This window comes from Amycolatopsis orientalis DSM 43388, from assembly GCF_000411975.1.
In the GTDB taxonomy this organism is placed as follows: domain Bacteria; phylum Actinomycetota; class Actinomycetes; order Mycobacteriales; family Pseudonocardiaceae; genus Amycolatopsis; species Amycolatopsis orientalis_D.
The window spans coordinates 1-12,583 of sequence record NZ_ASXG01000109.1; the positions used below are offsets into that span (position 1 = coordinate 1).

At 70.3% G+C, this 12,583-nt stretch carries 12 protein-coding genes; 7 read left to right on the top strand and 5 right to left on the bottom strand.

The genetic code is table 11. The features are described 5' to 3' along the window. Positions 1-35 precede the first annotated feature (35 nt). Together L942_RS20970 and L942_RS20975 are read left to right on the top strand one after the other, a co-directional pair. A complete protein-coding gene (locus tag L942_RS20970; protein WP_051166136.1) occupies positions 36-812 on the top strand; it encodes a GntR family transcriptional regulator in 777 nt (258 codons plus the stop codon). 533 nt (positions 813-1,345) lie between these two features. After that, the gene (locus L942_RS20975; protein WP_235079280.1) at positions 1,346-2,044 is read left to right on the top strand and encodes a hypothetical protein; all 699 of its coding nucleotides are present in this window, start codon (positions 1,346-1,348) and stop codon (positions 2,042-2,044) included. Between the two features lie 92 nt (positions 2,045-2,136). Here L942_RS20975 and L942_RS20980 read toward each other — a convergent pair whose 3' ends face one another. Next, complete coding sequence (locus L942_RS20980) at positions 2,137-3,222, bottom strand: hypothetical protein (RefSeq protein WP_037363009.1); 1,086 nt, start codon at positions 3,220-3,222, stop codon at positions 2,137-2,139. Between the two features lie 194 nt (positions 3,223-3,416). Here L942_RS20980 and L942_RS20985 point away from each other — a divergent pair, with 194 nt between their 5' ends. The 5 genes from L942_RS20985 to L942_RS21005 all read left to right on the top strand — a co-directional run bounded on the left by L942_RS20985 (position 3,417) and on the right by L942_RS21005 (position 9,967). Continuing rightward, entirely contained in the window at positions 3,417-4,787 is a 1,371-nt protein-coding gene (locus tag L942_RS20985; protein ID WP_037363012.1) for a pyridoxal phosphate-dependent decarboxylase family protein, read from the top strand. Between the two features lie 687 nt (positions 4,788-5,474). Next, positions 5,475-5,753, top strand: a complete 279-nt coding sequence (locus L942_RS20990; protein ID WP_051166126.1) for a YciI family protein — start codon at positions 5,475-5,477, stop codon at positions 5,751-5,753. Positions 5,754-5,871: 118 nt separating this feature from the next. After that, complete coding sequence (locus L942_RS20995) at positions 5,872-7,668, top strand: CocE/NonD family hydrolase (protein WP_037363015.1); 1,797 nt, start codon at positions 5,872-5,874, stop codon at positions 7,666-7,668. A gap of 63 nt (positions 7,669-7,731) precedes the next feature. Then, entirely contained in the window at positions 7,732-8,406 is a 675-nt protein-coding gene (locus tag L942_RS21000; protein WP_051166127.1) for a TetR/AcrR family transcriptional regulator, read from the top strand. A gap of 187 nt (positions 8,407-8,593) precedes the next feature. Continuing rightward, positions 8,594-9,967, top strand: coding sequence for an MFS transporter (locus L942_RS21005; protein WP_037363019.1), 1,374 nt, complete (start codon positions 8,594-8,596; stop codon positions 9,965-9,967). A 372-nt stretch (positions 9,968-10,339) separates the two neighbouring features. Here L942_RS21005 and L942_RS21010 read toward each other — a convergent pair whose 3' ends face one another. The 4 genes from L942_RS21010 to L942_RS21025 form a co-directional block, all read right to left on the bottom strand. Beyond that, positions 10,340-10,750, bottom strand: coding sequence for a VOC family protein (locus tag L942_RS21010; protein WP_037363021.1), 411 nt, complete (start codon positions 10,748-10,750; stop codon positions 10,340-10,342). 48 nt (positions 10,751-10,798) lie between these two features. Beyond that, positions 10,799-11,557: a helix-turn-helix domain-containing protein gene (locus L942_RS21015; RefSeq protein WP_326929352.1), complete on the bottom strand. Its 759-nt coding sequence runs from the start codon at positions 11,555-11,557 to the stop codon at positions 10,799-10,801. A gap of 140 nt (positions 11,558-11,697) precedes the next feature. Continuing rightward, positions 11,698-12,135 (bottom strand): hypothetical protein, encoded by a 438-nt coding sequence (locus tag L942_RS21020; protein WP_037363022.1) that lies wholly within the window; start codon positions 12,133-12,135, stop codon positions 11,698-11,700. An 80-nt stretch (positions 12,136-12,215) separates the two neighbouring features. Next, positions 12,216-12,572: a hypothetical protein gene (locus L942_RS21025; protein WP_158684501.1), complete on the bottom strand. Its 357-nt coding sequence runs from the start codon at positions 12,570-12,572 to the stop codon at positions 12,216-12,218. Positions 12,573-12,583: the final 11 nt, after the last annotated feature.

A 12,583-nucleotide genomic window follows, 5' to 3' on the forward strand; every position in this document is an offset into this window, starting at 1 on the left:
ACAAGCACCAGAAGCGTTCCCCGGAGGTCCCAGCCATGAAAGAAGGTACCGCTATCAGCACCAGCCCGGCCTGGGATCCCGCGCGCGAGATCGCGGTGGATCCGGCCAGTCCCGAGCCGCTGTACTTCCAGGTCGCGCGCCAGCTGCACGCCGCGATCGACGACGGCAGGCTGCCCGCCGGGTCCCGGCTGGCGAACGAGCTGGACCTGGCGGCGAGCCTGCGGCTGTCCCGGCCGACCGTCCGGCAGGCCATCCAGTCGCTGGTCAACCAGGGGTTGCTGGTCCGCAAACGCGGCGTCGGCACCCAGGTGGTGCGCACGAAGGTCGCCCGGCCGCTGCGGCTGAGCAGCCTGTACGACGACCTGTCGGGCCTCGGCGGCACCCCGGAAACGGCGGTGCTGTGCAACCGAGTGGAGGAAGCGGACGCCGAAACGGCCGCGCTGCTGGAAGCCCCGTCGCTCGCCCGTGTGCGGCGCTTGAAGCGCATCCGCTCCACCGACGGCGAACCGCTGGCGGTGATGAACAACTACCTCCCGGACGGCCTGCTCGATCCGTCCGATGCGGACCTGAAGGAGAACGGCCTCTACCAGCTGCTGCGCGCGGCGGGAGTCCGGCTGCACTCGGCGCAGCAGAGCATCGGCGCGCGGCTGGCGTCCGCGGAAGACGCGAAACTGCTCTGCGAGGAGCCCGGCGCCCCGCTGCTGACCATGCAGCGAACGACGTACGACGAAACCGGCCGAGTCGTCGAGTACGGCTGGCATGTGTACCGGGCGTCGAGGTACACGTTCAACCTCTCCCTGACGAACAGCTGAGGGAAGCGCCGGACCGGTCCGCCGTAGTGTGCGAACGTCCGTGACATCCAGTAATGGCACTTCCGGTGATGCTCTGATCGAACCGGACCTGGTGCGAACCCGGACGCTCCGCCGTCGCGAGCAGTGCACAAACGCCGCGTGCTTGGCACTGCGCTCCAAACTCCTTGCATGGGGCGGATCCCGGGTTGCGAGAACTTCGCGCTCGTAGTGCAGCGCGCGGGAAGCTGCTCCGCGAACCGCGAGTTCACCACACGTCATGGGTCTTCTCGTTCAGGTCCGTCGCGCGGCTTGTCCGGTGCCCAGGGAGAAGCGGCTGTTGTTGGTGTCCGCGCGGCCGCGTTGCCGAAGCCTGTCGTGAATCGAGTGCGGCATTTCGGCCGCAATCGCCCGTACTCCCCGGCGGGTGCCCGGCGGCGAGGGTGGGATTCCGGCGGTGCCGCGTGTCGCGCCCACGCCGTTCGAGACTCGTCGGAGAGTCTGTGCGCGGCTGGCGTCCCGGACGGCGGGGACGCCTCCGGCAGGAAGGGAAGAGTGTGCGGAATAAGGGTTTTCGTCCGGGCGGGGCGATTCGTCTGGCTGGGGTCGTCGCGGCGGGAGTGCTCGCGTGTGCCGCGTGCACGGCGAGCCGTTCCGCGAGCCACCAGTCCGAGGGCGGGGAATCGCCGAGCCCGGCCGCCGACCATGCGGGCCTGGCCGCCGGGAACTCCTCGACCCCGGTGCCGGGCGCGGGCTCGTGCCGGCTGGGCAGTCGCGACGGGCAGCCGGTTCCCGATCCGGCCTGCACGCCCGGGGCGGTGAACCCGCAGGTGAACCAGGCGGACATCGGTTCCACGGTGTGCAAGAGCGGCTGGACCAAGACCGTGCGGCCTCCCACGTCCAAGACCAGCAGCATGAAGGCCGCCACCGCGAAGGCCTACCACCTCCAGCCGGGTGCGCCCGGCGAGTACGACCACCTCGTGTCGCTCGAACTCGGGGGCGCGCCGGACGATCCGCGCAATCTGTGGGTCGAGCCAGGGAAAATCCCCAACCCGAAGGACGCGGTCGAGAACAAGCTCAAGGACGCCGTCTGCAGCGGCCTGATTCCGTTGACCACCGCGCAGACCGCGATCGCCCGTTCCTGGACCACCGCGTTCGACGACGCCGGGTTGCGCGTCAACGGCGGAACTGTGTGCCTGCGCGCGGACCCGCACCGATGCGTTCACGGACAGCGTGGCGACGACACCGGCGAATAGCTGCTGGCGGAACCCCCGGTGCCGCGATCGCGCCGGGGGCTCCCGGCCCGCTCTGGCTCGGTCGTGCTGGGCACGGCTCCGTGCGGCGCGGGTCAACGGTGCTCGATGCGCCCGAGCTTCGCGATGCCGAGGATCGGGTAGCCGGGCAGTCCGATGAGGACAGTGCCCTTTTTCGGCTGGCCCGCTGCCCACACGACCCCGGTTGTGCGGGCAGCGGCGACGAAGGGGAGCCCGGCGATGGACGCGGTGCGGGTTCCTTCCGGTGAAGTGACGCGGCAGGTGAGTTTCCCGTGATTGCCGCCGCTTCGCATGGAGTCGGAGACGATTCGCAATGGGGTCCAGGTGGTCGCCAGGGCTGCGCGGGGTGCACGGATCCGCCAATGGTGCAGCGACACCGCCGATGTCCAGACGAGGGCGGCGGCCAGGTAGAGCGCGAGGAAGGTGGCGAGCCCGAGGAGTTCGTCGGATTGCCGGTAGGTGCGCAGCAGCAGCGGCGCGTAGGTAGCTGCCAGCCAGGCCGCCAGCGCGAGTCTGATGACGGCGGCCGCGGTTCGCCGTGGCCGGTAGAGCTGGACGATCTGGCGGAGCTGCCCATTGTGGGTGGGATCCGGTACTCGAGGAGGCACCGGGAGCGCAGAGCTGGGCAGCGTGCGGACGCGCAGAACGGCCGTTGTGACGGAACCTGGCACCACGAGCCCTGCGCGGCCGGCGGGTTCGGGGCCGGTCAGCCAGACGTACCCTCTGCTCGCAATCAATCCGCTGGCCCGCGGCCGGCCGACGCGGAACCACTGGTCGTTCGCCAGCCTCAGGTACAGCGCGCACTTCGTGGCCCGGAGCATGTCGTCGTCCACGAGCACCTTGCGGAACGGCAGGTCGAGCAACCGCTCCCGCACCCTTTTCGGGGCACGGAAGGCGATCCGGGCGAGCAGCCAGAGCCGGGCTGCGGCGAAGACAGCGACGACGGCGGGAAGCGCGAGGTAGATCCGCGACCGGGCGAACACGATTATTGCGACGCAGACCGCCAAACAGACGAACGCGACCAGGAGGCGCGTGCCCCGGCGACCGCTCAGACTGAGCGCGAACCATCGGTCCCCTCGCGGCGGCCGGCCCTCTTCCGGCTCAACGGCGACGATGCGGTCCGGCGCCGGCGTCGTGTCGGCATCGGGGACTGTGCTCATGGGGAATCCGTCCTGACCAGGCGGCTCCGGACCGGACCCGAGTGAGCACGAGATTAGCCCACGAGCGTCGCCGGTTGCTTCGGGCTGTGCCGGCTTCCCGCCGGACGATCGCATCATGTTCAGGGTTTTTCGGGCTATTGCGGCGGATGAGAACCTGACAACCAGGCAATCGCGGCGTCGTGGGAAGGAAATCCATGCACGAGGAGCACTCTCTCTTCATCCGGGCCGCGGAGCTGGCGGCTGACTATGTGGCCGGTCTGGGCGAGCGACCGGTCGCGCAGCCCGTCGATCTCGCGGCCTTGCGGAAGGCTTTCGGAGAAGAACTTCCCCGTGGCTCCAGCCCTCCGGATGCCGTGCTCGAGGAACTCGCTCGCAACGCGGAGAAAGGACTCGTGGCGACGGCGGGACCGCGGTTTTTCGGGTTGGTGATTGGAGGCGCCTTGCGGTCCGCGGTCGCGGCGGACTTCCTGGCGGCTGGGTGGGACCAGAACAGTTTCAATCCCGCGCTGTCGCCCGCGGCGGCCGCTGCGGAGGATGTCGCGGGCAGGTGGCTGAGGGATCTTCTGGGCATTCCGGCCACCGCGTCGACCGGGTTCGTCACCGGCGGCCAGGCGGCCAACACGGTCGGGCTCGCGGTGGCACGGCATCGGGTCCTCGCCGAAGCCGGGTGGGACGTCGAGCGGGACGGCCTCGGCGGGGCGCCCGCTCTGCGGGTGGTCGCGAGTGCCGAGCGGCACGCGACCATCGACCGCTCGCTGAGGTTGCTCGGCGTCGGCACCCGGGCGATCGAGGAGGTGGCCGCGGGTCCGCAGGGTGCGATCGACGTGGCGGACCTGGCCCGGGTTCTGGACCGGGGCGAGGGTCCCGCGATCGTCTGTCTGCAGGCGGGGAACGTGAATACCGGAGCGTGCGACGACCTGCGTGCCGCCTGCACTCTCGCGAAGGGCCACGGCGCCTGGGTTCACATCGACGGCGCTTTCGGGCTCTGGGCCGGGGCCAGCCCCTCGACCGCGACACTGGTCGGCGGCCTGGAACTGGCCGACTCCTGGGCGTGCGACGGGCATAAGTGGCTGAACGTCCCGTACGACTCGGGCTTCGCGTTCTGTGCGCACCCGAGGTTGCACGCCGAGACGATCGCCTATCGCGCTCCGTATCTCGCGGGCTCCGCCGAGTTGTCCGGAATGGGGGATCTCACGCTCGAGGCGTCGCGTCGGGCACGGGTGTTCGCGGTGTGGGCGGCCTTGCGAGAGCTGGGGCGCGACGGGATGGCCGACCTCGTCGACCGCTGCTGCCGGCACGCGCGGCTGTTCGCCGCGCTCCTCGCCGAAGGCGGTGCCGAGATCGCGAACGACGTCGTGCTGAACCAGGTGCTGGTCGGGTTCGGCGACGACGACCGGACGGACGCGATCATCGCCGCGGTCCAACGCGACGGCACCTGCTGGCTGGGCGGCACCACCTGGCGCGGCCGGCGCTACCTGCGAATCTCGGTCTCCAATTGGTTGACCACCGAGCTAGACGTCGAACGCTCGGCGGCGGCGATCCTTCGCGCGGCGGCGGCGTACTGAAAGGTCATTCTCCGTGGATTGCCTTGGCGTGGCGCACGACCATTGGGGCGCTCGTCGGCGTGAACTGATTGACCTAAGTGGACGGATGTCACTTATACCTCAGCTGCGGTACCCGGCTCGGCTGCGACCCGCGAGGCTGGCGAGACGGCAACTCGGTCAAGCATGCACGCAACGCTGCTTGTCGACGTCCCAGGTGCCTCCGCTGTCCAGGCAGTCGGTGAATTCCCGCTGTCCGTCGACCCACGCTTTGTGGCCCGCGCACACGTCGTATTTCACCTCGTCGCCGTCCCGGCATTGATACCCGTACCGGGGTGGCGTTCGAGTCGGAGGTTTTCGCGTCGGAGACCGTTTCGGGGTGGACGGGGCTCTCGTACGCGGCACCGTCACGGGAGTGCTGCTCGACGTCGGCGGCATCGTCGTTGTCAGCACTGGTTGTTCAGGTGTGGGTGCGAAGGTGGTCACGGAGGGCGAGAGCCGCGTCGACGCGCGCTTCGCGTTGCGAAGAATGCTGGGCGCGATCAACGTCGAACGGCAGCTGAAGTTCAGGTTGCCGTCATCCTCCACATTGGACGCCGCCGACAGCCGAATCTCACATTCCGTCCGACGGTCGCCGTTGTCGACAACCGTCGGCTTCCGGCCGGATTGCGGAATAGCCGGTCGGCTCCGGGGCGGCATAGGATGCCCGGCATGGAATTCGTCGTCATGTACCGCGTGCGCGAAGGAATCGACCGTTCCCGAATCCTCGAGGTGTTCCCGCGGCATCGAGCGTTCTACGAGAAGTTCCGCGCCGACGGCGGCGGCCTGCTCGCGCTCGGTCCGTTCTCCGCCCCGGACCCGGCGGCCGGGTCGATGGGGATCTTCCGCTCGCGCGAGGACGCGGAACGGTTCATCGCGGCTGATCCGTTCGTGGTCGAGGGCCTCGCCGAAGCGCGGATCCTGGAATGGGACGTCGTGCGGTTCGAGTGAAACGCCGGTTCCGGTCCACGGCGCATCGTCAGGACGCGCCATGCGGGCAGACGCGTAACCGATTCGCCGGTCGGCCGTTGGGGGTGGTGCTGGGAGCGGCGGGCGGAAGGCGGGCGTGATGCGACGAACGTGGGCACTGGCAGCCGCGGCGATGCTGCTTGGTGCGGTGCCGGGCACGGCCGCGGCGAGTGGTTCCGGGTTTTCCGTGACGACGCTGCATTTCAGCGTGCTGGCCGGACCGGGCGGAGCGGAGCGTTGCGACATCGTCGGCGACCTCTACCTTCCCGCGGACGCGGGACCGCGGCACCGGGTGCCGGCCGTGCTGACCACCAACGGGTTCGGCGGCTCCAAAGACGACCAGGCCGGGATCGCGCGCTACCTCGCCGGCCAGGACTACGCGGTGCTGTCCTATTCCGGGCTCGGGTTCGGCGGTTCGGGCTGCAAGATCACCCTCGACGACCCCGACTGGGACGGGCAGGCCGCGAGCCAGCTGGTCAGCTTCCTCGGCGGCGAAAACGGAATCGCCTACGCCGACGCGGCGCACACCCAGCCGGTGGCCGGGCTCGACTCCGTCGTGCACGACCAGGTCGACCACGCGGGCAAACACGACCAGTACGACCCGCGGGTCGGCATGATCGGCGGCTCCTACGGCGGCGAGGTCCAGTTCGCGGCGGCCTCGGTCGACCCCCGGATCGACACGCTCGTCCCGCTGATCACGTGGAACGACCTGTCGTACTCGCTCACCCCGAACAACACCGACCTGCGCGGCGGGGTGACCTCCAACGGCTCCGGCGTCACCAAGCTGACCTGGCCCCTGCTGTTCTTCTCCGAGGGCGCGCTGCTCGACAGCGCGACCGGGTTCCAGTACGACCCCTCCCGGGTGATCGGCTGCCCGAACTTCCCCGCCGAGGTCTGCACCGGGCTCGCCGAAGCGGGGACGCTCGGCTATCCCACGAGCGACCTGCTGGCCTTGCTCCGGCACGCGTCGGTCAGCACCTACGCCAGCCGGATCCGCGTGCCGGTGCTGCTGATGCAGGGGGAGAACGACACGCTGTTCAACCTCAACGAGGCAGCCGCGACCTACCAGACGCTGAAAGCCCAGGGCACGCCGGTGAAAATGGTCTGGCAGTCCTGGGGCCACTCGGGCTCGACGCCCGCGCCGGGCGAGCTCGATCTGTCCGATCCGGACCCGAGCACGCAATACGAGACCGCCCGGGTGGCGAGCTGGTTCCGCCAGTACCTCGCCGGCGGCCCCGCCGACACCTCCCCGGAGTTCGCCTACTTCCGCGACTGGGTGCCCTACACCGGGATCGCGACCCCGGCCTACGGCACCGCACCCGCCTACCCGGCCGGAAGCCCGACGCGGTACTACCTCTCCGGCAACGGCCTGGTCACCGATCCGTCGCGGATCGCGGCGGGCTCGCAGAGCTTCGTCACCCCGCCGGCCGGATTCCCGACCAGTTCCTCGGGCATCGACGCGTTCTCCCCGAACCTGCCGCCGGACTCCGACCTTCCCGGCACGTACGCGTCGTGGACCGGGGCCGCCCTGCCCGCGGCCGTCAACGTAGCCGGAGCGCCGACGCTCGACGTGCGGCTGCAGGCCCCTACCGCGGCGGCGACCAGCGCGACCGGGCCGGCCGGCCAGCTCGTGGTGTTCGCGAAGGTCTACGACGTCGCGCCGGACGGCACGGAAAGCCTGGTGCACAACCTGATCGCGCCCGCTCGCGTGGCCGACCCGACCGCGCCGGTGCACATCACGCTGCCCGCCATCGTGCATCAGTTCGCCGCCGGCCACGCGATCCGCGTCGTGCTGGCGAGCGGCGACCTGAACTACCGGGGCGGGCTGGCCCTCGCGCCGGTGACCGTCAGCACCGGCGACTCCGGCCAGGTCCTCACGCTGCCCACGACCGGCTGAACGGCCTCCCGCCGCGAAGACCGCGAGTTGAAGGCGCCGCCGCGTTGCCCGTATAAGTTGCTGATGGACCTCGACGGCTGGGACGGTTCGCCACCTCCGTCGCTGGCGAATCCGGCTTTGCTGCGCGAGCCCCCGGCGACCGAACGCGGGGCGCGCACGCGCGCGACCTTGATCGCGGCGGCGCGGGCGGTGTTCGAACGCCTCGGCTATCTCGACGCGCGGCTCGCGGACATCACCGCCGAGGCGAAGTGCTCGACCGGCACGTTCTACCTGTACTTCAAGAACAAGGAAGAGATCTTCGCGGCGGTGCTGGCGGTCGCGGAGGAGGAGATGCGGCATCCGGGCATGGGCCGGGTGGCCGACACCGGCGATCCGTACGCCGTGCTGGAGGCCAGCAACCGGGCCTACCTGGAAACCTACCGCCGCAACGCCAGGCTGATGGCGCTGCTCGACCAGGTCGCCAACATCGACCCGGCCTTCCAGCGGCTGCGCCGCCGCCGGGCGCAGGCGTTCATCGACCGCAACGCGCGGGGAATCGCCGAACTGCAGAAGCGCGGCCTCGCGGATCCGGAGCTCGACCCGGAGCTGACCTCGCGCGCACTGTCCATGATGGTCAGCCGCGTCGCCTTCAGCACGCTCGCGCTGGACGAGGGCGGGCCGCCCGACTTCGACCATCTCGTCGGCACTCTCACCCGCATCTGGGCCAACGCGCTGCGCTTTCCGGACCACCGCGGGTAACGCTTCGAGGGCCGGTGCGCGGCCGGTCCATTGACACTCGTGTCAGCGTGCCGCACACTTGCACCCGCTCGCCGACCTGAACCTGACGTCAGGTTCTGAATGCCGCAGCCGGCGGCGGTGCTCACCGAGGAGGACTCGGCAGCGTTCGTCCACCGCGAAAACCCTTCAGTGCACAAAGGAGTGGCTGATGACCGCATCACCGGTGGGGCCGGACGGGGCGCGCAACGCGCCCGTTCCGCACGGCCGAATGCCGCGCAAACTGCTTGCTGCCGGCCTCGTCGGCAGTTCGATCGAGTGGTACGACTTCTTCCTGTACGGCACGGCCGCGGCGCTGGTGTTCGGGAAGGTGTTCTTCCCGTACAGCTCGCCGCTGATCGGCACGCTGCTGTCGTTCAGCACGTTCTGGGCCGGCTTCATCGCCCGCCCGATCGGCGGCGCGCTCGCCGGTCACTTCGGCGACCGCTACGGCCGCAAACCGGTCGTCGTCACGTCGCTGTTCGGCATGGGGCTCGGGACCTTCCTGATCGGCTGCCTGCCCGGCGCGTCGTCGATCGGGGTGCTCGCGCCGATCCTTCTCGTCGTGCTGCGCTTCGTCCAAGGCGTGGCGTGCGGCGGCCAATGGGGCGGCATCGTCTTGCTGCTGACCGAATCGGCCGGCCCGAAGCGGCGCGGATTCGCCGGCACGTTCGGGCAGATGGGCGTGCCGTTCGGCGTCATCCTCGGCAACGTCGCGTTCCTGCTGGCGACCGCGCTGACCTCGCCCGCGGCATTCCTGAGCTGGGGCTGGCGCGTCCCGTTCTTCTTCAGCGCGGTGCTGTTCCCGGTGGTGCTCTACATCCAGGCCAAGGTCGAGGAGAGCCCGGAGTTCCGCCAGCTGCAGCACGCCGCCGAGCGGAAGGCAGGCAAGACCGTGCGGGCTCCGCTGGGCGAGGCGATCCGCCGCCATTGGGGCAAGATCCTGCTCGGCTGCGGGCTGCTCGCCGCGACGAACGTGCTGTTCTACATCAGCATCGCCGGCGTGCTCAGCTACGCGACGGTGAAACTCCACATGCAGCAAAGCTCGCTGCTGACGGCCTCGCTGTTCAGTTCCTTGATCACGGCCGGCGCGACCCTGGCCGGCGGCGCGCTGTCCGACCGCTTCGGCCGCCGCCCGATGATCATGGCCGGCGCGGCGGGCGTGATGCTGTGGGCGTTCCCGTACTTCCTGCTCGTCAACACCGGGACGATCGCGGGTTTCCTCGTCGCGGTGACCGTCGGCGGCATCTTCCAGTCGGCGATCTACGGCCCGCTGGCCGCGTTCCTCGGCGAAATGTTCGCGCCGAACATCCGCTTCTCCGGCGCCTCGCTGGCCTACCAGCTTGCGGCGATCATCTGGAGCGGCGGCACGCCGTTCCTCATGACGGCTTTCATCGCGTCGACCGGCACGACCACGTTGGTCGCGGTGTTCGTCGCGGCGACCGGGCTGGTGACGTTCTTGTGCGCCTGGGCATTGCGGGAGACCAACCCGGCGTCCGTCCGGAACGATCCGGCGATGGTGCCGGGGGTCCAGTTGCCCGCTTGACCGGCGGCGCTGCGACATGCGCCGGTGACGCCGAGTTCCGCGGCGTCACCGGCGTCGCCGAAGCGGGGCGCCGCGGCTTACCGCTGTTCGTCTCCGCCAAGATCGCCGCGGAAATCAAGGACTGCGACCGGGCCGCGGCCGCGATCGGCGAGTCGCTGTCCACAATGGACATCGGCGGGCTCGATCTGATGCGCATCCATTCCCCGCAGCCGTGGGACGACTTCCGCGGCGGCGACTTCTCAGCGAGACGTCCTGCGGAACCTGGACGAACGCGACTACGGCGGCTCGAGCGTCTTCCCGTGCTGCCGCGGCGAATGACGGCGGCCCGGAGGTCGTCGCGGGCGGTGGAAAATCGGCCGCCCGCACGGTCGGTCATTCCGGTGTGCTGGGCATGGCCGAGGCGTCGTACGAGAGCAGCTCCCAGCTGTGGCCGTCCGGGTCGTCCACCGCGCGGTTGTAGAGCCAGCCCATGTCCTGCGGAGGACGCGGTTCGGACCCGCCCGCTTTCACGGCGGCGTCGGCGAGCCGGTCGACCTCCTCCTTCGACTCGGCGGGCACCGCGAGGATCGACTCGATCGCGCCGGAAGCGACGGGTCGCGAGGTGAACTGGCGGAACTGCTCGTGCGTCATGAGCTGCACCGTCACCGCGTCGCCGAGGGCGAGTTGCGCGGAGGTCTCGTCGGTGAACTGCGGGTTGACCACGCCGCCCAGCGCCGCGTAGAAGGCCGTGCTCGCGTCCAGGTCGGCGACTGGCAGGTTGACGTAGATCTGCGTGAAAGCCACGGGGTGCTCCTCGGTTCTCGTGGCCGGGCGTTCCGGCCGGATTCGAACCTAGGGCCGCACCTCGACGTCGGTCTTGTACAGGAGCGACACCGTCTCGCCGGCGGCGGGCTGCCGCAGCTGGGTCGCCGTCCGGCCGACGAACCTGGTCAGCGACCGCGCCAGATGCGGCTGATCGTGGTACCCGGCCAGGTGCACGACGTCCGCCGCGGCCACGCCCTGGCGCAGCAGCATCGTGGCCTGCCGCGCGCGCTCGATCTGCCGGATCGTGCCCTGCGTCAGCCCGGTGGCCGCGGCGACGCGGCGCTGCACCGAGCGCGGGGTGACCAGCACCGGCCGCTCCCCGGCGAGCACGTCGGCCACCAACGGGTCCCGTACCAGCAATCCGGCCCGGACCAGGCGTTCCACGAACGTCTCCGCGTTGTCGTAGCGGGGAATCTCCCACTCGCCGCCCTGCAGCACGAACGAGCGCGGTGTCGTGTGCGGGCTCGCCACGCTGCCGTCCACCAGGCCGCGTACGGGCAGATTCCGCAGGTAGGCACCGTGCCGGAAGATCACGCCGAAGGCGCTGCCCAGCCCGCCCAGCGGCACCACGGTGGGCCGGGTCTCCGGACCGCGGACCGAAACAGCGGTCGCCCCGGCCGACGCCCACACCAGCAGTTCCCAGTTCGAGTTCACGACCGACACCATGCGCTCCGGCGCGAAGCCGCTGCGGCCGTCCGGCGCCACCCGGTACACGCCCTCGACGTAGGGCGAATCCGACGAGCGGTACTCCAGCCCTGGAATCCCCTCGACCCGGTTGAGCGACACGCCCGGCATCGTAGCGCGCGGCGGCCGTGCCCGGGTTCGAGAAGACCAGCCCAGCCGCGCTGGGATGCTTGTTCGTCCCCTTCTTCGGGCAGCTGCTCCTCGGGCGCTGACCGCAGTGGAACGCCCGCGCCCGGGGCGGGTCACGGGGCGAGGCTCTCCAGCGCGGACGGCGAGTTGTAGCAGCGGGGCGAGCCGACTGGACCGCTGGGCACCGGGACCCGGGTGCTGCCGATCGCGGCGGTCGCGCCGCAGACCTGCACCGGCAGCACGCTCGTGCCGGGACGGCCGGGCTGTCCGCCGTTGTCGCATTCGCGTGCGGACGCGGGCCCGCCGACCGCGGGCAGGCTGTATCCGCACACCTGGACCGGCGCCGCCGAGACGTTGGGGTCCCCGCCGTCCGCGTTGGCGCACCGGCCCGACGACGCGGAGCCGCCGGTCGTGCCGACCGGCACGCTGCTGCCGCAGACCTGTACGGGCACCCCGTTCGCGTTGGCGGCCGAAGCCGGCGACTGCGCGAGGAAAACTCCCGCGGCGGCACCTCCGAGGGCCAGCGCGAGAGCAGTGGCTGCACGTTTCATGGCGTTCCTTTCCAGCGGGTGCGGGCGGCCGGAATCCGTGTCGATATCCGGGCCGCCCGCGCCCGCCAGTGGTTGTGGGATCAGTTGACCGAAGCGTTCGTGCAGTCGCCGCTCTTCGCGGGAGATCCGGCGAGTGCGCCGCCGCCGACAATTGGCGTGTTCGAGCCGCAGATCTGCCACGGCAGCAAATTCGCATTGGTCCCGGACGGCGTGTACGCGTTCCGGCAATTTCCGGAGGTGGCTCCGGAACCGGCTCCCAGAAGCCCGCCCACGATCGGCGTGTTCGACCCGCAGATCTGCCACGGGGCTCCGTTGAAGTTGGTGTTTCCGGGCGGAGCGGGGAGCGCGGCCGCTGCCGCGGTGCCCCCGCCGAACGCGAACATTCCCGCGGCCGCCGCCGCGATCGCCCCTGCGGCCGCCATTTTCCTGAGCTGCATGACATTCCTTT

Excerpts from the sequence above, each read along its gene's own strand:
- L942_RS20995 (WP_037363015.1), top strand. The coding sequence starts at position 5,872 with ATGCGACGAACGTGGGCACTGGCAGCCGCGGCGATGCTGCTTGGTGCG.
- L942_RS20990 (WP_051166126.1), top strand. The coding sequence starts at position 5,475 with ATGGAATTCGTCGTCATGTACCGCGTGCGCGAAGGAATCGACCGTTCC.
- L942_RS21025 (WP_158684501.1), bottom strand. The coding sequence starts at position 12,572 with ATGCAGCTCAGGAAAATGGCGGCCGCAGGGGCGATCGCGGCGGCGGCC.
- L942_RS21005 (WP_037363019.1), top strand. The coding sequence starts at position 8,594 with ATGACCGCATCACCGGTGGGGCCGGACGGGGCGCGCAACGCGCCCGTT.
- L942_RS20980 (WP_037363009.1), bottom strand. The coding sequence starts at position 3,222 with ATGAGCACAGTCCCCGATGCCGACACGACGCCGGCGCCGGACCGCATC.
- L942_RS21000 (WP_051166127.1), top strand. The coding sequence starts at position 7,732 with ATGGACCTCGACGGCTGGGACGGTTCGCCACCTCCGTCGCTGGCGAAT.
- L942_RS20970 (WP_051166136.1), top strand. The coding sequence starts at position 36 with ATGAAAGAAGGTACCGCTATCAGCACCAGCCCGGCCTGGGATCCCGCG.
- L942_RS21020 (WP_037363022.1), bottom strand. The coding sequence starts at position 12,135 with ATGAAACGTGCAGCCACTGCTCTCGCGCTGGCCCTCGGAGGTGCCGCC.
- L942_RS20985 (WP_037363012.1), top strand. The coding sequence starts at position 3,417 with ATGCACGAGGAGCACTCTCTCTTCATCCGGGCCGCGGAGCTGGCGGCT.